Source organism: Isoptericola sp. NPDC056134 (assembly GCF_042264825.1).
Classification (GTDB): Bacteria; Actinomycetota; Actinomycetes; order Actinomycetales; family Cellulomonadaceae; genus Isoptericola; species Isoptericola nanjingensis.
Window position 1 is genome coordinate 195,343 of sequence record NZ_JBHJVM010000002.1, and the last position, 19,957, is coordinate 215,299.

At 74.9% G+C, this 19,957-nt stretch carries 16 protein-coding genes and 1 pseudogene; 8 read left to right on the forward strand and 9 right to left on the reverse strand.

The window, feature by feature from the left end:
- The gene (locus ACFCZN_RS03305; RefSeq protein WP_430555796.1) at positions 1–1,794 is read right to left on the reverse strand and encodes an AMP-dependent synthetase/ligase; all 1,794 of its coding nucleotides are present in this window, start codon (positions 1,792–1,794) and stop codon (positions 1–3) included.
- A 155-nt stretch (positions 1,795–1,949) separates the two neighbouring features.
- Here ACFCZN_RS03305 and ACFCZN_RS03310 point away from each other — a divergent pair, with 155 nt between their 5' ends.
- Together ACFCZN_RS03310 and ACFCZN_RS03315 are read left to right on the forward strand one after the other, a co-directional pair.
- Entirely contained in the window at positions 1,950–2,339 is a 390-nt protein-coding gene (locus ACFCZN_RS03310) for a chorismate mutase (protein ID WP_429762355.1), read from the forward strand.
- 132 nt (positions 2,340–2,471) lie between these two features.
- Positions 2,472–3,722: a hypothetical protein gene (locus tag ACFCZN_RS03315; RefSeq protein ID WP_430555797.1), complete on the forward strand. Its 1,251-nt coding sequence runs from the start codon at positions 2,472–2,474 to the stop codon at positions 3,720–3,722.
- 96 nt (positions 3,723–3,818) lie between these two features.
- Here the strand turns inward: ACFCZN_RS03315 and valS are convergent, their stop codons facing one another.
- On the reverse strand, positions 3,819–6,605 hold the full coding sequence (gene valS, locus ACFCZN_RS03320; protein ID WP_430555798.1) for a valine--tRNA ligase: 2,787 nt from the start codon (positions 6,603–6,605) through the stop codon (positions 3,819–3,821).
- A gap of 103 nt (positions 6,606–6,708) precedes the next feature.
- Between valS and ACFCZN_RS03325 the strand changes: the two genes are divergently transcribed.
- From ACFCZN_RS03325 to ACFCZN_RS03340, 4 genes are all read left to right on the forward strand, one after another.
- The gene (locus ACFCZN_RS03325; protein ID WP_429762352.1) at positions 6,709–7,683 is read left to right on the forward strand and encodes a bifunctional helix-turn-helix transcriptional regulator/GNAT family N-acetyltransferase; all 975 of its coding nucleotides are present in this window, start codon (positions 6,709–6,711) and stop codon (positions 7,681–7,683) included.
- A 68-nt stretch (positions 7,684–7,751) separates the two neighbouring features.
- Positions 7,752–8,762 carry a TIGR03557 family F420-dependent LLM class oxidoreductase gene (locus ACFCZN_RS03330; protein ID WP_429762351.1) on the forward strand — a complete coding sequence of 337 codons (1,011 nt, stop codon included), beginning with the start codon at positions 7,752–7,754 and terminating at the stop codon, positions 8,760–8,762.
- Positions 8,714–9,574 (forward strand): coenzyme F420-0:L-glutamate ligase, encoded by an 861-nt coding sequence (cofE, locus tag ACFCZN_RS03335; RefSeq protein WP_430555799.1) that lies wholly within the window; start codon positions 8,714–8,716, stop codon positions 9,572–9,574. Before ACFCZN_RS03330 ends, cofE begins: the two co-directional genes overlap by 49 nt.
- Before the next feature lie 225 nt (positions 9,575–9,799).
- Positions 9,800–10,204: a hypothetical protein gene (locus ACFCZN_RS03340; protein ID WP_430555800.1), complete on the forward strand. Its 405-nt coding sequence runs from the start codon at positions 9,800–9,802 to the stop codon at positions 10,202–10,204.
- Between the two features lie 29 nt (positions 10,205–10,233).
- Here the strand turns inward: ACFCZN_RS03340 and ACFCZN_RS03345 are convergent, their stop codons facing one another.
- A complete protein-coding gene (locus tag ACFCZN_RS03345; protein ID WP_430555801.1) occupies positions 10,234–10,599 on the reverse strand; it encodes a VOC family protein in 366 nt (121 codons plus the stop codon).
- A 181-nt stretch (positions 10,600–10,780) separates the two neighbouring features.
- On the opposite strand from ACFCZN_RS03345, the gene ACFCZN_RS03350 reads away from it, so the two are divergent.
- The gene (locus ACFCZN_RS03350) at positions 10,781–11,665 is read left to right on the forward strand and encodes an SGNH/GDSL hydrolase family protein (protein ID WP_430555802.1); all 885 of its coding nucleotides are present in this window, start codon (positions 10,781–10,783) and stop codon (positions 11,663–11,665) included.
- Here ACFCZN_RS03350 and ACFCZN_RS03355 read toward each other — a convergent pair.
- The 4 genes and pseudogenes from ACFCZN_RS03355 to ACFCZN_RS03370 all read right to left on the reverse strand — a co-directional run bounded on the left by ACFCZN_RS03355 (position 11,659) and on the right by ACFCZN_RS03370 (position 15,983).
- Complete coding sequence (locus ACFCZN_RS03355; RefSeq protein WP_430555886.1) at positions 11,659–12,126, reverse strand: YbaK/EbsC family protein; 468 nt, start codon at positions 12,124–12,126, stop codon at positions 11,659–11,661. The genes ACFCZN_RS03350 and ACFCZN_RS03355 overlap by 7 nt on opposite strands.
- A 243-nt stretch (positions 12,127–12,369) precedes the next feature.
- Positions 12,370–13,209: pseudogene (locus ACFCZN_RS03360) on the reverse strand (AI-2E family transporter); the annotation flags it as partial.
- 188 nt (positions 13,210–13,397) lie between these two features.
- On the reverse strand, positions 13,398–14,585 hold the full coding sequence (corA, locus tag ACFCZN_RS03365; protein ID WP_429762346.1) for a magnesium/cobalt transporter CorA: 1,188 nt from the start codon (positions 14,583–14,585) through the stop codon (positions 13,398–13,400).
- 354 nt (positions 14,586–14,939) lie between these two features.
- Positions 14,940–15,983 carry an alcohol dehydrogenase catalytic domain-containing protein gene (locus ACFCZN_RS03370; RefSeq protein ID WP_430555803.1) on the reverse strand — a complete coding sequence of 348 codons (1,044 nt, stop codon included), beginning with the start codon at positions 15,981–15,983 and terminating at the stop codon, positions 14,940–14,942.
- Positions 15,984–16,100: 117 nt separating this feature from the next.
- Between ACFCZN_RS03370 and ACFCZN_RS03375 the strand changes: the two genes are divergently transcribed.
- Positions 16,101–18,419, forward strand: coding sequence for a M28 family peptidase (locus ACFCZN_RS03375; RefSeq protein ID WP_430555804.1), 2,319 nt, complete (start codon positions 16,101–16,103; stop codon positions 18,417–18,419).
- 6 nt (positions 18,420–18,425) lie between these two features.
- On the opposite strand, the gene ACFCZN_RS03380 is transcribed toward ACFCZN_RS03375, so the two are convergent.
- Positions 18,426–18,821 (reverse strand): MmcQ/YjbR family DNA-binding protein, encoded by a 396-nt coding sequence (locus tag ACFCZN_RS03380; protein WP_429762343.1) that lies wholly within the window; start codon positions 18,819–18,821, stop codon positions 18,426–18,428.
- A 91-nt stretch (positions 18,822–18,912) separates the two neighbouring features.
- Positions 18,913–19,761, reverse strand: a complete 849-nt coding sequence (locus ACFCZN_RS03385; RefSeq protein WP_429762342.1) for a hypothetical protein — start codon at positions 19,759–19,761, stop codon at positions 18,913–18,915.
- Between the last annotated feature and the right edge of the window lie 196 nt (positions 19,762–19,957).

Sequence of the window (19,957 nt, forward strand, 5' to 3'; positions counted from 1 at the left end):
TTACCGGGAGTAGAGCGCGTCGACCTCGTCCGCGAAGTCGCGCAGCACGAGGTCGCGCTTCACCTTCAACGACGGCGTCAGGTACTCGTTCGCCTCCGTGAAGTCGCCCTCGAGCACCCGGAACTTGCGGATCGACTCCGCCCGGGAGACGGCCGTGTTGGCCTCCTCCACCGCGGCGTCGAGCGCCGCCAGCACCCGGGGGTCGGTCCGTGCCGCGCCCACCGACATCGGCGGGATGCCCTGCGTGGCCAGCCAGCCGGGCAGCATCTCGGCGTCCAGCGTGACGAGCGCGCCGATGAAGGGGCGCTCGTCGCCCACGACGACGACCTGCGACACCAGCGGGTGCGCCCGGACCCGGTCCTCCAGCGGGGCCGGGGCGACGTTCTTGCCGCCCGCGGTGACGATGATCTCCTTGGTGCGGCCGGTGATGCGCAGGTGGCCGTGGTCCAGCGCGCCCAGGTCGCCGGTGCGGAACCAGCCGTCCACGAGCGCGTCGGCGGTGAGGTCGGGGCGACCCCGGTAGCCGCGGAAGAGGTGCGGGCCCGCCACGAAGACCGCGCCGTCGTCGTCGATCCGCACCGAGGTGCCGGGGAACGGCGGGCCGACCGTGCCGATGCGCAGGTCGGAGGGCAGGTTCACGGCGGTCGGGGCCGTCGTCTCGGTGAGGCCGTACCCCTCGAGCACGGTGAGGCCCGCCCCGCGGAAGAAGTGGCCGAGGCGGTCGCCGAGCGGCGCGCCGCCCGAGATCGCGTACCGCAGGTGCCCGCCCATCGCGGCGCGCAGCTGCGACAGCACCAGCCGGTCGGCCACCGCGTGCCGGGCCCGCAGCGCCGCCGGGACGCGCCCGGCGTCGAGCGCGCGCGAGTACTGGCCCGACACGCGCGCGGCCCAGCCGAAGACACGCCGCTTGCTGCGCGACCCGGCGCGCTGCTCGGCGGAGTTGTAGACCTTCTCGAACACGCGGGGGACGGCGAGCAGGAACGTGGGCCGGAACGTCCTGAGGTCGTCGGTGAGCGTCCTGACGTCAGGCAGGTGGCCGAGCACGGAGCTGCTGGCGATCACCGCGACCTGGATCAGCCGCGCGAACACGTGCGCCAGCGGGAGGAAGAGCACGGTGCGCGCACCGTCCGCCTCCAGGAGCTCCGGGAGGGCGAGGCGGGCGTTCATCGCGAGGTGCGCGAAGTTGCCGTGCGTGAGCTCGGCGCCCTTGGGGCGTCCCGTGGAGCCGGAGGTGTAGACGATCGTGGCGAGGTCGTCGCGGCGCACGGCGTCGCGGCGGTCCGCGACGTCCCGCGCGGGGACGGACGCCCCGGCCTCGCGCAGCGCGTCGACGGCACCGGTCGCGATGACGAGGACCTCCTCGAGGTCGGGCAGCTCGTCGTCCACCTGGTGCACGGCGTCCGCGTGCGCGGGCGTCTCCACCACGACGAGGCGGGCTCCGGAGTCCTCGAGGATCCAGCGCACCTGGTCGGGCGAGGAGGTCTCGTACACGGGCACGACGACGGCGCCGGCCGCCCAGGCGGCGAAGTCGAGCAGCGTCCACTCGTAACGGGTGCGCGACATGATCGCGACGCGGTCGCCGGGCTCGATGCCCCGCGCGACGAGGCCGCGCGCCACGGTCGTGACGTCGGCCTGGAACTCGGCGGCGGACACCGGCACCCAGGAACCGCCCGACGCGGCGCGCCGCTCGAGAAGGGTGCGGTCGCCGGCCCGGGCGACCCGGTCCGCCAGCAGCGTGCTGATGCTCGTGCCCTCGGGCACGTCCACGAGGCTCGGCGTCGTCGCGACCGTCATCTGCTCTCTCTCCGTGCGTGGGTGCGGCATGCGCTGTGCGGCATGCGGGGCGGCGTCGTGCCGCTCGGCGGGCCGACGGGTCCCGACCGGTCTCCGGTCGGCGTGCGGGCCGACGTGGGACCTTACACGCTCGGCGCGCCTCGTAGGATCGGGTCATGCCCGACACCCCTCACGACGTCCCCCAGGCTGCCGGCCCGCGCCCCGCGACGGACGGCATGCCCCAGGAGATCCTGGACCTGCGCGCCAGCATCGACAACATCGACGCCGCGCTCGTGCACCTGCTGGCCGAGCGCTTCAAGATGACGCGGCGCGTGGGCGAGCTCAAGGCCGTGGGCGGGCTGCCGCCCGCCGACCCGTCGCGCGACCGCCAGCAGGTCGACCGCCTCAAGGGCCTCGCGGAGGGCGCCGGGCTGGACCCGGAGTTCACGGAGCAGTTCCGCAACTTCATCGTCTCCGAGGTGATCCGCCACCACGAGCGCATCGCCGAGGAGCACGCCGCCGGGCGGCGCAAGGGCGAGCTGCCGCCGCTGGACACCTACGCTTGAAGAGGTGAGATCTGACCTGCTCCGGTCCGGGTCGGCGGGAGTCCGGCCGCTGCGCCTGACGGGGTGGCGTCCGTCGCGTTTCCGTCGCAGGCTGGGTGCTTAGCCCGACGACGGACACCTGGGGGACCACGGATGAAGATCGACTGGCTCAAGCCCCTCGTCGGACGCCCCGGACCGTTCGCGACCGTCTACCTGGACGCGACGCCCTCGGCCGAGGCGGGCGACAGGGACGTCGCGAACCGGTGGCGGGCGGTGCGACGTTCCTTGGAACGGCAGGGCGCGCCCGCGAGCGTGCTGGACGCGCTCGAGGCCGCCGTCCTGCGACCCACACGAACGGCGGGCGCCCACGGCCGGGTGCTCATCGCCTCCGACGCCGGGGTCGCGGTGGACCGCGTGCTGCGCAACCCGCCCGCCGTCGCGACCGGCGCGTGGCTGCCCGTGCCGGTGCTGCTGCAGGCGGCGCAGGCGGCGGACGAGGCGGTCGACGCCCTGTGCGTCGCCGTCGACCGGAGCGGTGCGGACTTCTGGCCGTGCGACGCGGGCGGCCGGCCCGGCGGGGCGCGCGAGACGTTCGAGGGACCGAACGACGAGGTCAGCAAGACCTCCAGCACCGGCACGAAGCGCGCCATCATCGAGTCGCGTGCCGAGGACTCCTGGAAGCGCAACGCGGCGGCCGTGGCGGCCGAGATCGACCGGCGCGTGACGGAGGGGAACCCGGAGGTGGTGCTGCTCACCGGCGACGTGCGCGCGGTGAACCTGGTGCGGGCGGAGCTCGGGCAGGAGGCCTCCCGGCGGACCGTGGAGGTCGCGGGCGGCGGGCGCGGGCCGGGTGTGCGCGCGGACACGTTCGAGGCCGGCGTCGAGGACGCCCTCGACTCCTACCGGGAGCGCCGGCGCGAGGTGGTCCTGGCGGAGTTCCGCCAGGACCAGGGGCGCGAGGAGGGCGCCGTGTCGTCGATCGACGACGTCGTCGCCGTCCTGGCGCGCGGCCAGGTCAAGGCCCTGGTGCTCGCCGAGCAGATCGCGATCGACTCGACGTCCGCCCTGGCGGCCTCCGCCGGCGGGGCCGGGGGAGCGGGAGGTGCCGACGGCCTGCTCGGGGGGCGCACGCTGTGGATCGGCCCGGACCCGATGCACATCGCGACGTCCCGGGCGGACCTGGCGGACCTCGGCGTCTCGGACGGCCTCGAGGAGCTGCCGGCGACGTCGGCCCTGCTGCGGGCGGCGATCGGCCAGGACGCCGCGCTGACGTTCGCGCCCGAGGGCTCCGTGGAGCTCATGGACGGCGTCGGCGCGACCCTGCGGTGGCACGACGACGGGACGCCGAAGGAGGTCGCCGCCACCATGAGCGGCGACGGCGACCGGTTCACCACGCCGAGGTAGTACCGGAATTCGCCGAGGTAGTACGAGGGACGGCCCGCGAGAATGCGGGCCGTCCCTCGTACTACCTCGGCGAATTCCGTACTACCTCGGCGTATGTCAGGCCTTCGGCTTGCGGGCCGGGGGCTCGCCCAGCTCGGAGGCGGTGACGACGATGCCGCCCTGCACGTCCGGGTTGCCCTGCCCCTCGGCCGCCTCGACGACGTCGAGGTCGCCCGTGGCGCGGCCGGCGCCGCGCACGTCGTCGAGGGCCGACCGGACGCCGTCGAGCAGCGTGGCCGGGACGGCCATGGAGGCGCTGAGGATGGGCGTGCGCATGGAGACCTTGGCCTCCGACTTGATCTTGCGCAGCGCCGCGAGCGCGTGCCCGGCGGCCGTGAGCTGCACGGGGTCGGCGTCGCCGGCCGCCGCGCGCAGCGGCGCGGACGCCGGCCAGGCGGCGTGGTGCACCGAGCCGGCACGCCACCACGACCAGACCTCCTCCGTGGCGAACGGCAGGAACGGGGCCAGCAGCCGCAGCAGCGTGTCGACGGCGAGGGCGAGCGCCGTGCGTGCCGACACCGTCTCGGGCGTCACCTCGGTGGCCGCGGCCCCCGCGCCGTACGCGCGGTCCTTGACCAGCTCGAGGTAGTCGTCGCAGAAGGTCCAGAAGTACGTCTCCGTGGCCTCGAGCGCGCGCGTGTGGTCGTACGCCTCGAACGCGGCGGTGGCCTGCTCGACGACGTCCGCCAGCCCGGCGAGCATCGCGCGGTCCAGGGGGACGGTGACGCGGGCCGGGTCCAGGACGATCTCGCCGGCGCCGGTCTCGGGGTCGACGTCGAAGGTCAGCGCGAACTTCGAGGCGTTGAGCACCTTGATCGCGAGGCGGCGGCCGATCTTCATCTGGCCGACCTCGAACGCGGCGTCGGTGCCGAGGCGCGCGGCCGCGGCCCAGTAGCGGACGGCGTCCGCGCCGTGCTCCTCCAGCAGCGCCATCGGCGTGACGACGTTGCCCTTGGACTTGGACATCTTCTTGCGGTCCGGGTCGAGGATCCAGCCGCTGATCGCCGCGTGCTTCCACGGCAGCACGCCGCACTCCAGGTGCGAGCGCACCACCGAGGAGAACAGCCAGGTGCGGATGATGTCCTGGCCCTGCGGGCGCAGGTCCATCGGGTACACGCGGGAGAAGAGGTCGGCGTCGCGCTCCCAGCCGGACACGATGAGCGGCGACAGGGACGACGTCGCCCAGGTGTCCATGACGTCGGCGTCGCCGACGAAGCCGCCCGCCGCGCCGCGCTGCGACTCGTCGAAGCCGGCCGGGGCCTGCGACGTCGGGTCGACGGGCAGCTCCGCCTCCGTCGGCACGATCGGGTGGTCGTGGTCGACGTCGCCGTCCGCGTCCACGGGGTACCAGAGCGGCACCGCCACGCCGAAGAAGCGCTGGCGCGAGATGAGCCAGTCGCCGTTGAGCCCGTTCACCCAGTTCTCGTACCGCACGCGCATGAAGTCGGGGTGGAAGTCGAGCTCCTTGCCGCGGGCCAGCAGCTCGGCCTTGAGGTCGCGCTTCTCCCAGTCGCGCCCGCCGTTGCGGATGTACCACTGGCGGGAGGTGACGATCTCGAGGGGCTTGTCGCCCTTCTCGTAGAAGTTCGTCATGCGCTGGGTGGCGCTGGGCTCACCGTCGAGGTCGCCGCTGGCGCGCAGCGCGTCGACGACGGCCTTGCGGGCGCTGAACGTCGTCTTGCCGGCGAGCTCCTCGGCGTACAGGGACTCGCCGGGGCCGCCCGCGACCCACTCGGGCGTCTCGCGGGAGAGGCGGCCGTCGCGCTGGATGACCGAGCGCGTGGCGAGCTGCAGCTCGCGCCACCACTGCACGTCGGTGAGGTCGCCGAAGGTGCAGCACATGGCGATGCCGGCGCCCTTGTCCATCGCGGCGGCCGGGTGCGCGAGCACCGGCACCTCGACGCCGAACAGGGGCGAGGTCACGGTGGTGCCGAACAGGCCCTGGTACCGCTCGTCGTCGGGGTGGGCGATGAGCGCCACCACGGCCGGGATGAGCTCCGGGCGCGTGGTCTCGATGTACAGCGGGCTGCCGTCGGGCCGGTGGAACGCGACCCGGTGGTAGAACCCGGGGTACTCGCGCGCCTCGAGCTCGGCCTGCGCGACGGCGGTCTGGAACGTCACGTCCCACAGGCCCGGCGCCTCGGCCTGGTACGCCTCGCCGCGGGCGAGGTTGCGCAGGAAGGCGCGCTGCGACGCGGCCCGGGAGGTGGCGTCGATCGTCTGGTAGTTCTGGGCCCAGTCCACGGACAGTCCGAGGCGGCGCCACAGCTCCTCGAACTGGCGCTCGTCGTCGGCGGTGAGCCGCTCGCACAGCTCGATGAAGTTGCGGCGGCTGACCGGCACCTGGTCGCCGGGCTTGACGTTCTTGCCGTCCGTGCCCTGGTGCGGAGGCTCGAAGCCCTCGACGTACGGCAGCGACGGGTCGCAGCGCACGCCGTAGTAGTTCTGCACGCGGCGCTCGGTGGGCAGGCCGTTGTCGTCCCAGCCCATCGGGTAGAAGACCTTCTTGCCCCGCATCCGCTGGAAGCGGGCGACCGTGTCCGTGTGCGTGTAGCTGAACACGTGGCCCACGTGCAGCGAGCCGGAGACCGTGGGCGGCGGGGTGTCGATCGAGTACACCTGCTCGCGCGTGGCGGTGCGGTCGAAGGCGTACGTGCCCTCGGCCGACCAGCGCTCGTCGAAGCGCTGCTCCAGGCCCTCCAGGCTGACCTTGTCCGGTACCTCCCGGACCACCGCGCGGACGACGTCGCCGGCTACCGGAGCAACAGAGCTGCCGGCGGGCGGGGTCGCTGCGGGGGTCTGCGCGGGCGCGGTCGGCGCCTCGGGGGTCGGGAAGTCGCTCATGGTCGCTCATTCTCCCAGATCCGAGCGGGCTGCCGGGCACGGCCGTCTCGATCGGCGGACGGCGCCGGAGCGTCGGGCGAATCCTCTGACTAGAGTCAGAGGCATGACGGGATCGACGGGCGTGGCGACGGCGGAGACCGGTGGGCAGGTCGAGCGGCAGGTCGACGTCGTGCGGCGGTTCAACCGCAGCTACACGCAGCGCGTCGGCGCGCTCGAGGACTCGTTCCTGGGCACCGGGATGCCGCTGGGCACCGCCCGCCTCCTGTTCGAGATCGGCACCGAGCCGGGCACGACCCGGGACCTGCGTGCCCGGCTCGGCCTGGACTCCGGGTACCTCAGCCGCCTGCTGCGACGCCTGGAGTCCGACGGGCTCGTCGCCGTCGTCCCCGACGCCGACGACCGGCGGCGCCGCCGCGTCGACCTCACCGCCGCTGGCCGGCGTGCCTGGGACGACCTGGAGCGCCGGTCGGTGGACCGGGCCCGCGACCTCGTCGCGCCGCTCACCGCCCGGCAGCGCGCCCGCCTCGCCGCCGCCCTGGCGGAGGCCGACCTGCTGGTGCGGGCCGCCACGGTGACGCTCGAGCGCGTGGACCCGGCGTCCGACCTCGCCCGGCGGGCCGTCGCGGCCTACGTGGCCGAGCTCGACGAGCGGTTCCCCGGCGGGTTCGACCCAGGCCCCCGGCCCGCGGCGGGCGAGCCCGACGCCGAGGACGCGCGCCTCACGCCGCCGTCGGGCGCGTTCGTCGTCGCGACGAGCGACGGCGAGCCCGTCGCGTGCGGCGGCGTGCGGACGCTGTCGGACGGCGGCGGCGACGGCGGCGACGGCGCGGCCGGGGGCGTGGGGGAGATCAAGCGGATGTGGGTGCACCCCGGCTGGCGGGGCGCCGGGCTCGGCTCCCGGCTGCTGCGCCACCTCGAGGGCGTGAGTCGTGACCTCGGCCACCGGGAGGTACGGCTCGACACGAACGGGACGCTCACCGAGGCGGTCGCGATGTACGAGCGGGCCGGCTACCGGCGCATCGCCCGGTACAACGACAACCCGTACGCCGAGCACTTCTTCGCCAAGCGGCTGGGCTGAGCGGCCGGCCTGAGCGGCTGGGCCCGGTACCACGTACCTGGTCGTCAGCCGGGGATAGGGTCGGAACCATGGCTGCGAACCCCGACCTGACCATCGGCTATGCCGCGATGCTCGAGCAGTTCCACCCCACCGACGTCGTCGAGTACTCGGCCTACGCGGAGGAGCACGGCTTCTCCGGCGTCATGGCCGCCGACCACTTCCAGCCGTGGGTGCCGCAGCAGGGCGAGGCGGCCTTCGTGTGGAACGTGCTGACGGCGCTCGGCGAGCGCACCCGCGGCGACCTGGGCCCCGGCGTCACCGCGCCGACGTTCCGCTGGCACCCGGCGATGGTCGCGCAGGCGTCGGCCACGCTCGCCGCGATGTACCCCGGCAGGCACTGGCTCGGCCTGGGGTCCGGCGAGGCGCTCAACGAGCACGTCGTGGCCGGCTACTGGCCCGAGGCCCCCGAGCGGATCAACCGCATGTTCGAGGCCATCGACATCATCAAGAAGCTCTTCGCGTCCGGCATCGACGGCAAGGACGTCAAGCACTCCGGGCAGTACTACAAGATGGAGTCCACGCGGCTGTGGACCATGCCCGAGGTGCCGCCGGAGATCCTCGTCGCCACGGCCGGCCCGATCACCGCCAAGCGCGCCGGCAGGCACGCCGACGGACTCATCACCGTCGGGGCGCCGCTGGAGAAGATCGAGATGCTGTTCGGCAAGTTCGACGACGGCGTGCGCGAGTCCGGTCGTGACCCGCAGGGGATGCCCAAGGTGCTGCAGGTGCACATGTCGTGGGCGGAGACCGACGAGGAGGCGCTCGCGAACGCGATGACCGAGTGGCCCAACGGCGGCATGAAGTTCCCCAAGGCCGACATCCGCTCGCCGCACGACTTCGCCCAGATGGCGAAGCTGGTGCGTCCTGAGGACTTCGAGGGGCGCATGGTCATCAGCGCCGACCCGGACGAGCACCGTGCGGCCATCCAGAAGTACGTCGACCTCGGCTTCGACCGGATCTACCTGCACAACGTGGGACGCAACCAGAAGGAATGGATCGAGGTCTTCGGCCGCGAGGTGCTCCCGAAGCTGGCGCGGTGAGCGCTCGGCTCACCGTCTGGGCGCCCGGCGGGTTCCCGGAGGTGCGGCCCGGCGACGACCTGGCGCGGCTGGTGGGCGACGCCCTGGCCGCCGACGGCGCGGCGTCGGGGGACCCTCTCGCCGAGGGTGACGTCGTCGTCGTGACCTCCAAGATCGTCTCGAAGGCCGAGGGGCGCGTGGTGCGCGCCGCCGACCGCGAGCAGGCGATCACCGACGAGACCGTGCGCGTGGTCGCGACCCGCGCGCGGCCCGACGGGCAGCCGCCCCTGCGCATCGTCGAGAACCGGCTGGGCCTGGTGATGGCCGCCGCCGGCGTCGACGCCTCCAACACCCCCGACGGCACGGTGCTCCTGCTGCCCGAGGACCCGGACGCCTCGGCGCGCGCGCTGCGGGCCGCCCTGCGCGCGCGGCTCGGGCTGGACCGGCTCGGCGTCGTCGTCACCGACACCGCCGGGCGGACCTGGCGCGACGGGCTCACCGACATCGCGATCGGCGCCGCGGGCGTGGACGTCGTCGACGACCTGCGCGGCGGGGTCGACGCGCACGGGCGCCCGCTGTCGGTCACGGTGACCGCCGTCGCCGACGAGGTCGCCGCCGCGTCCGAGCTGGTGCGCGGCAAGGCCGAGGGCCGACCCGTCGCGGTGGTGCGCGGCCTCGCGCGGCACGTCCGCGCGGGGGAGGGCCCGGAGGCCGACGGCCCCGGCGCCCGCTCGCTGGTACGCCCCAGCGCCGACGACCTGTTCCGCGAGGGCAGCGCCGAGGCCTACGCGCGCGGGGTCGCCGACGGGGCCCGCACCGACCCCGCGAGGTAGTACAGAACCCCGTGAGGTAGTACAGAACCCCGTGAGGTAGTACAGAACCCCGTGAGGTAGTACGGAACCCCGTGAGGTAGTACGGAACCCCGTGAGGTAGTACGGAATCCCGTGAGGTAGTACGGAACCTCGTGAGGTAGTACGGAACGCCGCGAGGTAGTACCGGACCCCGCGGGGTCCGGATTCCGCTCGCCCGGGACCGTTGGTGTCGCCTACCGTGCCGACATGCCTGCGCCCGAGACCTCCCTGCCCGCGGACTGGATCGAGCACCGCCGCCCCGACGACCGTGAGGCGCTGGGCTGGCTGCGCCCCGAGGGCGACGGCTGGGTGGCCGTGTCGCTCCTCGGCCGCGACGTGAGCGGGCCGCTCGACTGGACCGACGCCGAGGAGGCCCTCGAGTCGACCGGCCTGTCGTGGATGGCCGACGTCTGGACGCTCGAGCGCGACGGCGGCGAGCCGCTGCGCGTGAGGCTCGTCGAGGTCACGCCCGACCACGTGGTCGTGCAGACCGACGACTTCGGCGCGATCGACGTCGCCGTCGAGCGCTTCGAGCTGCCGTGGCCGGCCCCGGCGGCGCTGCGCCCCCGCCGCGAGGGAGACCCCGACGGGCGGGTGCTCTTCGCCCGCTGAGGCGCCCCGGGCGGCCGGCCCGTAGGGGCTCAGCCGGCGTCGGTCGTGCCCTCGTAGAGGCCGATCCGGTTGCCGTCCGGGTCCTCCAGAATCGCCCACCAGCTGGTGGGGCTGATCTCGGACTTCTCCATGAGCACCGTGCCGCCCAGGTCGCGCGCCCGGGCGAGCGCCTCGTCGATGGAGTCGACCTCGACGTAGCTGCGCGGCTGCTCGAAGCCCTCCCCGCGCGGCGCCAGCCCGCCCCCGCTGATCTGGTTGGGCGCCCGCCACATGGGGTAGTCCTCGAACCCCGGCGGTGCCTCGATCTGCCAGCCGAACAGGCCGGAGTAGAAGCCCTTGGCGCGCTCCTTGTCCGTCACCGGGATGTCGATGTGCGTGATGTCGCCGTGAGACATCGTCGTGCTCCTCGCTCGTCCGTGCGGTGGGTCACCACGCTAGTCCCGGCCCGGCGGCCGGCAGGGCGGGTGCCGGGGGCAAGGATCCTCGGCGCGTCGAGTGGTAGACGCCGTCGCATGTCGTGATACTCGGTCTCGGCGTTCACCGTCGAACGCCTGCGGACACAACAAGGGAGTTGTCATGCGCCTCGCACGTCGCACTCGCCGGACCGCCCTCGCCGCGGCCTCCGCCGCCGTCGGCATCGTCGCCACCGTCGGCCTCGTCGCCACCGCCGCGCCCGCCGGGGCGGCGCCGGACCCGCTGCGGTACGTCGCCCTTGGCGACTCGTACTCCGCCGGGTCGGGCATCCTGCCGCCCGATCCCGACGCCCCGCTCGCCTGCCTGCGCACGACCCTGAACTACCCCCACTTCGTCGCGGACCGGCTGGGCGCGGACCTCGTCGACGTCACCTGCGGCGCCGCGCAGACGGCGGACCTCACCGAGCGCCAGTACCCCCGCGTCGCGCCGCAGCTCGACGCCGTCACCGAGGACGCCGACCTCGTCACGCTCACCATCGGCGGCAACGACAACAGCACGTTCATCGGCGCGCTGCTGGCCTGCGGCTCGGCCGGAGCCCTCACGGCCGGGCGCGGCAACCCGTGCGAGCGCACCTACGGCGACCGGTTCACGAGCCAGGTCGAGGAGTCCACGTACCCGGCCGTCCGGAAGGCACTCGAGGACATCATGGCCCGGGCCCCGCACGCCGAGGTCGCGATCCTCGGCTACCCCTGGATCGTGCCCGAGGAGAAGGGGTGCTTCGCCAAGCTTCCTGTCGCGGCCGGCGACGTGCCCTACCTGCGCGACCTGCAGGCCACGCTCAACGGCGTCATCGAGCGGGCCGCCGACGAGACGGGGGCGACGTTCGTCGACCTCGCGGAGCGGAGCGAGGGCCGCGACGCCTGCGCCCCGGCGGGGGAGCGCTGGGTGGAGCCGCTGCTGTTCGGCACGAACGTGGTGCCGGTGCACCCGAACGCGCGCGGCGAGAGCGCGATGGCGGACGCGGCCCTCGACGCGCTGGGCTACTGACCGTCCGGGGCGGCCGGGGACCCCTCCGCGGGCGGCGCGACCGGTGTCGGCGTGCCGCCCGTGATCCGCACCAGCTCGTCGTAGGACGTGGGGAACACGGTCTTCGCGTGCCCCGCCGCGGCCCACACGACGTCGTGGACACGCAGGTCGACGTCGACCAGCGTGCGCACCGGCGCAGGATGGCCCACGGGCGCGACGCCGCCGATCACCTGGCCGGTGGCGTCGCGCACCGTCTCCTTGCTCGCGCGCGCCAGGCGGCCGCCGAGCCGGGCGCCGAGGAACGCGGTGTCGACGCGGTGCGCGCCGCTGGTCATGACGAGCACGGGCTCGTCGTCGAGCGTGAAGAGCAGCGAGTTCGCGATCGCGCCGACCGGGACGCCGAGCGCCTCGGCGGCGAGCGCGGCCGTGGTGGCGTGGTCGTCGAGCCACCGGATCTCGCCGCGGGCCCCGGCCGCGTCCAGCGAGGCGCGGACGCGGTCGACGGCGGGGTGGGAGGGCGCGGCGTCCGGACCCGCCGCGACGGCGGTCGTCGTGGGCGTCGCGGCCGGCACGGCCTGGCCGGCCGCGTCGGGGCGCTCGTCGTCGGGCGTGACGTCGTCCCCGGAGAGCCAGCGGAGCCACACGGTGCGCGAATCGCCCTCGAGGACGAGCGCGCGCACCAGCAGGGTGAGCGGGATGGCGAGGATCGCGCCGAGCGGGCCGATGACGAACGTCCAGAAGACGACCGACATGAAGCTCAGCGTGAGGCTGAGGCTCACGGCGTCGGAGACGAACTTGGGCTGCACCAGCACCTGGAGCACCACGTTGACGACGCAGTAGACCGCCGCGACGGCCAGGGCCAGGGGCCATCCGCCGACGACGAACGCCATGACGAGCGGCGGGACCAGGCCCAGCACGAACCCGATGTTCGGGATGAAGTTGGTGACGAACGCGAGGATCGCCCACACGACGGGGGCGGGGACGCCGAGCAGCGCGAGGGCGAAGCCGTCGACGATCGCGACGACGGCGCCGAAGGTCGCGTTGACCACGAAGTAGCGGCGCACCCCGGTGCTGAACCGCGTCGCACGGCCGATCTGCTCCGCGTGCGTGGCGCCGAAGACGCGGGACGCGGTCGCGTACCGGGCAGCGTCGGCGGCCATGAAGATGGAGTACGCGAGCACGAAGAAGAACGCCGTCGCGATCGACAGGACCATGCCGCTCACGCTGCCCGCCAGGGACAGCAGGCGAGAGGGCTCCAGGAACGACGTCGCCGCGTCCGTGACCTGCGTGTCGAGGCCGAGCTCGGCCAGCTGCGCGGCGATCTGGCTCACCGACTGCTCGAGGTCGCGGAAGTACTCGGTCACCAGGTCGGCGAACTGGAAGCCGGCGAAGACGAGCATCGCGAGCAGGGCCGCGAGGATGAGGTATGCGACGACGATCACGGCCGTGGTCGCCGCCCAGCGCGGCCAGCCCCGGGCCTCCAGCGGGCGGCGCACCGGGTGGCAGATGATGACGATCACCGCGGCGAGGAACACGGGCGACAGGACGTCCCGCGCCCAGTACATGCCCGCGAGGACCAGCACGGCACCGCCGAGGGCCAGCAGGGTGCGGGTCGCGGGGTTGAGGCCGCCGGGGCCGGTGGTCGGGCTGCCGGGCGCAGTGGTCGCGGTCGAGGTCACCCCGCGACCCTAGCGACCGCGACCGGCGGCGGCGCGCGCGACCACGCGGCTGCGGCCCTCAGGCGCGGCCCCGCTCAGATCCAGCGCTTCCACCGGAAGACGGCGAAGAGCGCGACGCTCACGCTGAGCATGGCGACGAGGGCCGCCGGGTAGCCCCAAGCCCAGTGCAGCTCGGGCATGTCGTCGAAGTTCATCCCGTAGACGGTCCCGACCAGGGTCGGGGCGAAGAGGATGGCCGCCCAGCCGGAGATCTTCTTGACCTCCTCGCCCTGGCGGATGCTCACCTCGGTGAGGTGCGTCATCTCCTCGTTCTGCCGCTGGGCCACGAGGGTGGCGTTGACGGTGAGGATGTCGCGCAGGGCGGCGCGGAACGACTCGACGCGGTCCGCGACCTCGGTGAGGTGGTCGGCGACGTCGCGCAGGTACGCCTGCATCTCCTCGGTGACGCCATACTTCTCCGCGCCCTTGGCGAGCGAGCCGCACACGCGCTGCAGCGGGCGCACCGCGCGCTGGAACTCGACCACCTCGCGCGAGAGCTCGTAGATGCGCCGGGACACGGCCGCGTCGCCCCCGAACACCTCGGACTCGATCTCGTCGATGTCGCCGTCGAGGCCGGCCACGACGGGCGCGTAGTCGTCGACGACGCGGTCCACGATCGCGTACAGCACCGACTCCGGCCCGCGGGCCAGCATGGCCGGGTGCGCCTCGAGGTGGGTGCGCACGCCCGACAGGTCGGGGCACGCGCCGTGCCGCACCGTGACGACGAAGTCGGGGCCCACGAAGACGTGCAGCTCGGAGAACTCCACCTCCTCCGCGTGGTCGAGGTACCGCGCGGCGTGCAGGACGACGAACAGCGTGTCGCCGTAGCGCTCGATCTTGGGCCGCTGGTGCGCGACGATCGCGTCCTCGACGGCCAGCGGGTGCAGGTCGAACTCGCGCGCCAGCTGGGCGAGCTCGTTCTCGTCGGGCCGCTCGAGACCGATCCACGCCATGCCGCCGGGGTGGGCGCGCAGCTCGCGGAACGTGTCGGCGAGGCGCGTGAAGCTCGCGACCCGGCGGCCGTCGGCGTCGTACAGGGCGGACTCGACGATCGACGAGCGGCCGGGCACGTCGCGGCGCGCCGTGGCCGCGTCGGGGCGGGCGCTGCCGAGCTGGCCGCCGGCGCCGGACGCCGGGGTGGCGCGGCGCGGGCGCAGCGCGCCGAGCAGGGGACGGGTGCGGGTCGTGCGGGCGGCGGACGCGCGGGCAGAGGTGACGGACATGGCGGACTCCGAGCGTGCAGGGGCGTGCAGGGACGAGGACGTCGGTCCCGCGACTGCGGCTGGGGCGCCCCGGACGTCGGGGCACTCGGAGGATCGGCGGCGCAGGGTCAGGAGCGCGTGCGCCGCGGCCGCCCGGCGTCGTGGCCGGGCGGGGAGCCGTCAGTCGCGGCTCGGACTACTGGGAGGCTCGCTACGGGTCATGTGGCGCGCACCTCCCTCGTCGTCCTGCGGCGGTCGCCGCGGCTGCTCAGGCCGTCGGCCAGCATAGCCCCGACCGGGCGGCCGGGCCACGACCGGGAGGCGCCCGGCGGGGTGATCTCCGCGACGTGCAGGGCGTGGCCGCCCGGCGTCCGGTCAGCGTCGCGGGTCGACGACGACCATCCCGTCGCGCGGGGTGCCCGCCAGACCGGGGAGGAGCCGCGCGCCCTCGTCCAGGCCGACGACGCGGTCGACGAGGTCGGCGGGGCGCAGCGTGCCGTCGGCGACCCGCGCCAGCATCTCCGGGTAGTCGGCGGCGGCCATCCCGTGGCTGCCGAGCACGTCCAGCTCCCAGCCGATCACGCGGGACATCGGCACGCGGGGGTGGCCGTCGACGGGCGGCAGCAGGCCGACCTGCACGTGCCGCCCGCGGCGGCGCAGGCTGCCGATCGCGTCGGCGCACGTGCGCTCGCTGCCGACGGCGTCGACGCTCACGTGGCAGCCGCCGGTGAGGTCCTGCACCGCGGCGGCGACGTCGACGTCCTCGTCGGCGCGGACCGTGTGCGCGGCCCCGGCCCGGCGCGCGGACTCGAGCGCGCCGTCGTGCCGGTTGACGGCCACCACCCGCGCGCCGAGCGCGGCCGCGACCATGACGGCGCTGAGGCCCACGCCGCCCGCCCCGACCACGACCACCCGCTCGTCCGGGCGCACGCGGGCCCGGCCCGCGACGGCGCGGTACGCGGTGGCGAACCGGCACCCGAGGCTCGCTGCGGTGGCGTCGTCCACGTCGTCCGGCAGGGCGACGAGGTTGGTGTCGGCGGCGTGCAGGACGACGAGCTCCGCGAACGACCCGGCGTGCGTGAACCCCGGCTGGGTCTGGTCGGGGCAGACCTGCGCCTGCCCGGAGCGGCACCAGCCGCAGCGCCCGCAGCCGCACACGAACGGCGACGTCACGCGGTCGCCCACGCTCCAGCGCGTGACGCCGTCGCCCACCGCCGCGACGACCCCGGCGAGCTCGTGGCCCGGCACGTGGGGGAGGGCGGTGATGTCGGTGTCGTGGCCTGCCCACGCGTGCCAGTCGCTCAGGCACAGGCCGCTCGCGTGGACGCGCACCACGACGCCGCCGGGCGGCGCCGCGGGGTCGGGCACCTCGCGGACCGTGACGGGGCCGCCGAACCGGTCGAACGTCATCGCGCGCACGGGGCGATCCAACCATCGATCCACCAGGCGGTCGGACCGCCGTCCAGGCGGCGGTCCACGTGAGACGGCGCGTATCACGATTGGGACACGGCGCGCGGGCGCCGCTAGCGTGCCCGGGTGACCCAGACCCGGTCGCGGGCGACGTCGCTCGCGTGCTCCCTGTTCCTGCTCGTCCTGGCCGCGCTCGCCGTCTGGTCGGTGCTGCCGCCGTCCCCGCGGTCGGCGGACGCCGCCGCGGACGAGTTCAGCGCCGGGCGCGCCTTCGCCACCGTCGAGGCGATCGGCGGGGAGGTGCACCCGCACGGCACGGCCGCCGCGGCCGCCGTCCGCGACACGATCGTGGCGGACCTCGAGGAGCTCGGGCTCGACCCGGAGGTGACCGACGGCGTCGGCATGTCCGGGCGCCTGGGCGACCAGAGTCGCGTCGCGGCCACGAAGAACGTCGTCGCCACGATCCCGGGGACCGACTCGACGGGACCGGTCTTCCTCGTCGCGCACTACGACTCCGCCGAGGTGTCGCACGGCGCCAACGACGACGGCGCCGGCGTCGCGACGCTCCTGGAGACGGCCCGCGCGCTCGGGGAGGGCGAGCCGCTGCGCAACGACCTCGTCCTCGTGTTCACCGACGCGGAGGAGGCGTGCCTGTGCGGTGCGGAGGCGTTCGCGCACGCCGACCCGCGCGCCGCGGACGGGGGAGTCGTGGTCAACGTCGAGGCCCGCGGCTCGTCGGGCCCGGCGATCATGTTCGAGACCTCGGACGGCAACGCGGCCCTCGTCGACGCGTACTCCCACGTGCCGTACCCCGTGGGCAGCTCGATGGCGGTCGAGGTCTACCGGATCCTGCCGAACGACACCGACTTCTCCCCGTTCCTCGACGACCCGGAGGGGCGCTTCACCGGGCTGAACTCGGCGTACATCGACGGGTCCGCCACCTACCACGCGCCGCAGGACACGCCCGAGCGGATGTCGACGGCGAGCCTGCAGCACCACGGTGCCAACATGCTGGCCCTGGCGCGCGAGCTCGGCGACGCCGACGCGGCGACGCTCGCCACGCCGTCGGCCGACGACGCCACCTACTTCCCGCTGCCGGGCGGGGTGCTCGCGCGCTACCCGGGCCGGCTGGTGTGGCCCCTCGCCGTCGCCGCCGTGCTCGCGGTCGGCGCGCTCGCCGTGGCCGTCGCCCGCCGGCGCGAGGTGCGGGGCGAGCGGACCACCGCCGGCGCCCTCGCCCTGGGCTTCGCGTCCGCGCTGCTCCCGCTCGCGGGCGCCGTCGTCGGGTCGATCGCCCTGTGGTGGGTCATGGGCCTGGTGCGGCCCGGGTACGACGAGATGCTCGACCCGTGGCGCCCGTGGGGCTTCCGCGTCGCCCTGCTCGGCATCGTCGCGACGGTGTGGACCGCCTGGTTCCTCGGGCTGCGCCGGTCGCTCGGCGGGGCGGCGCTCGCCGTCGGGGCGCTCGGCTGGCTCGCCGTCCTCGGCGTCGTGCTCGCCGCCGTCACGCCCGGCGGCTCCTACCTTGCCGCGCTGCCGGCGCTCGCGGGCGCCGTCGCCGGGCTCCTCACGCTGCGGGTGGCGCGTGGCGTCGCGGGCCGCCGGGTGGTCGTGACCCTGGGTGCGGCCGTGGGCGTCGTCCTGCTGGTGCCCATCGTGCTGCTGTTCTTCCCGGCGCTGGGCCTCGCGACGGGCGCCGCGCCCGCGGTCGTCGCCGCGCTGCTCGCGCTGGTGCTCACCCCCGTCCTCGCGGTGCTGTGGCCCCGCGGCCGGCGCCGCGCGCTCGGGCTGGTGGGCGGGTGCGCGGCGGTGGGCGTCGTCGCGCTCGTCGTCGGCTTCGTCGTCGACCCGTTCGACGCCGAGCACCCCGAGCCCACCCGGCTCGCGTACGCGCTGGACGCCGACACGGGCTCGGCGCACTGGGTCTCCGACGAGGGCACCCCGAGCGACTGGACCGCGCAGTTCGTGGACACCGAGACCGACCTGTCCGAGCCGTTCCCGATGTTCGACGGCGAGGTGCACGCCGGCGACGCCGAGGCGGCCGACCTGCCCGCCCCCGTGGTGGACGTCGAGGACGCCGAGCCCGCGGGGGACGCGCGCGTCCTCACGCTGCGCGTGACCTCGGGCGAGGGGGCGCCGATCGGCACCGCCGGCGCCCTGCGCTACGTGCAGCTCAACGCCGCCGGCGTGGAGAGCGCCACGGTGGCGGGCCGCGAGGTCCCGGTCGGCGGCGGCGCCCTCGACACCCGCTTCTACGCCCCGGGCGACGACGGCTTCGAGGTGACGCTCACCGTGCCGGCCGGGCAGCCGCTGGACCTGCGGGTCGTCGCCGCCGGCGGCGGGCTGGAGGGCCTGCCCGGGTTCGTCGAGCGGCCCACCGGCGTCGGCGTGGCCGGGTCGCACACCTCCGAGCTGGTGCTGGTCGGGACGTCCGTCTCGCTCTGACCGGTGTCAGCCGGCGGTCGCCGCGCCGTCGTCCGGCGGCTCCGGCCGGTCGACGGCGTCAGCCAGCTGCCGCGGCGCCTGGAGGCAGTAGGAGTCGGTGAGCAGCTCCGCCATCTCGTCCCAGTCGGTGGCGTCGTCCAGGACGACTCCGACGACGTTGGCGCCCCAGCCGGCGCGGAAGTACGGGTGGCCGAGGTGCTCGAACGCCCGGACCTCCTGCGGCTCGGCGCGGAACGTCACGCGGAAGAGCTGGTCCTCGCCGCCGAAGACGTGCGCCACCGTGGCCTGGCGCACCCGCCACCGGACGCCGGTCCAGGCGTCCTCCTCGGCGCACTCCGGGAACTCGAGCAGCCCGCGCAGCCGAGCGACGAGCGCGAGCGGGACGTCGGGGCGGTCGGGCATGCCCCGAATCTCGCACGGCCCACCGACAGCGCCGGGTCGAGCCGCGCGAGGACCGGAGGCCGGCTTCGGACGGGCGGAAGCGCGCCGGGGTTCAGCCCAGCCGGGCGCTGAGCACCAGCTCCTCGCCGACGTCGAGGCGCACGTCCGCGAGGCGGACCCCGGGCGGCAGCGCGGCGGCGAGGTCGACGCGGCGGTTCGCCGCCGCCTCGACGCGGCCGCGGACGGCGCCGAGCATCGCGGCGACGAGCGGGTTGCCGCTGGAGATGCGCACGTCGCCGACGGTCAGCACCATCGCCGCGTCGACCGACGCCGACGCAGTGGCGGAGACGCCGGCGGACAGGAACCCCTTGCGGACCTTCGCCTCGATCCGGACGCCCGCCGCGCGGGGGCCGTGCGACTCGAGGTGCACGTCCAGGTCGCTCAGCGTGATGCCCTGGGACTGCAGCGAGACGGCGAGCAGGCCGTGCACGGTCGCGACCAGGCCCGCGCGGGAGACGGCGACGCGGGCGTGCCCGGTCACCGGGTGCGCGTCGTCGGGCTCGACCGGCTCGAACCCGACCTGGCCGTCGGCGCCCTCGACCCAGGTGAACCGCAGCCCCTCGGCCTCGGCGGTGACGTCCACGGGCAGGTCGACGGCGGTGAGCGGGTGGGCGTCGACGCGCAGGCGGCGCACGGTGCCGTCCTCGCGCGCGGTGATCGCGCCGGGCTGCCACACGGCGCCAGGCGCCTTCTGCTGGGCGCCGAACGCCACGCCGGTGAGGTCCGCGTCGAGCGACGTGACGTCCGCGCCGTCCAGCGTCGCGGTGAGGTGCGCCCGGTCGAGGCCGGTCACGCCCGTCCCGGCCGCCCTGGTCGCGAGGGCGCGGAGCCGGTCGGCGAGGTCCTCGCCGGTGGCGGGTCGCGGGGCAGGGCCGAGCGGCAGGGGGTGCGCTGAGGTCATGCGGCGAGCCTAGTGGGCGGCCGTCAGAGGGGACGTGGAGCCGAGGCCGACGAGCGTCCGGTTGCCCCACCCGTCGTCGTGGGTGAGGTGGGTGATCGCACCCGGCGACGTGGCGAAGGTGGCGAAGCCCGCCGCCTCGACGGGGGGGAATGAACTCGCCGCGCGGCGAGCCGTGCGTGCGGTCGACGACGCGCGG

Coding starts and splice junctions, on each gene's coding strand:
- ACFCZN_RS03305 (WP_430555796.1), bottom strand. CDS start 1,794: ATGACGGTCGCGACGACGCCGAGCCTCGTGGACGTGCCCGAGGGCACG.
- ACFCZN_RS03310 (WP_429762355.1), top strand. CDS start 1,950: ATGCCCGACACCCCTCACGACGTCCCCCAGGCTGCCGGCCCGCGCCCC.
- ACFCZN_RS03315 (WP_430555797.1), top strand. CDS start 2,472: ATGAAGATCGACTGGCTCAAGCCCCTCGTCGGACGCCCCGGACCGTTC.
- valS (WP_430555798.1), bottom strand. CDS start 6,605: ATGAGCGACTTCCCGACCCCCGAGGCGCCGACCGCGCCCGCGCAGACC.
- ACFCZN_RS03325 (WP_429762352.1), top strand. CDS start 6,709: ATGACGGGATCGACGGGCGTGGCGACGGCGGAGACCGGTGGGCAGGTC.
- ACFCZN_RS03330 (WP_429762351.1), top strand. CDS start 7,752: ATGGCTGCGAACCCCGACCTGACCATCGGCTATGCCGCGATGCTCGAG.
- cofE (WP_430555799.1), top strand. CDS start 8,714: ATGGATCGAGGTCTTCGGCCGCGAGGTGCTCCCGAAGCTGGCGCGGTG.
- ACFCZN_RS03340 (WP_430555800.1), top strand. CDS start 9,800: ATGCCTGCGCCCGAGACCTCCCTGCCCGCGGACTGGATCGAGCACCGC.
- ACFCZN_RS03345 (WP_430555801.1), bottom strand. CDS start 10,599: ATGTCTCACGGCGACATCACGCACATCGACATCCCGGTGACGGACAAG.
- ACFCZN_RS03350 (WP_430555802.1), top strand. CDS start 10,781: ATGCGCCTCGCACGTCGCACTCGCCGGACCGCCCTCGCCGCGGCCTCC.
- corA (WP_429762346.1), bottom strand. CDS start 14,585: ATGTCCGTCACCTCTGCCCGCGCGTCCGCCGCCCGCACGACCCGCACC.
- ACFCZN_RS03380 (WP_429762343.1), bottom strand. CDS start 18,821: ATGCCCGACCGCCCCGACGTCCCGCTCGCGCTCGTCGCTCGGCTGCGC.
- ACFCZN_RS03385 (WP_429762342.1), bottom strand. CDS start 19,761: ATGACCTCAGCGCACCCCCTGCCGCTCGGCCCTGCCCCGCGACCCGCC.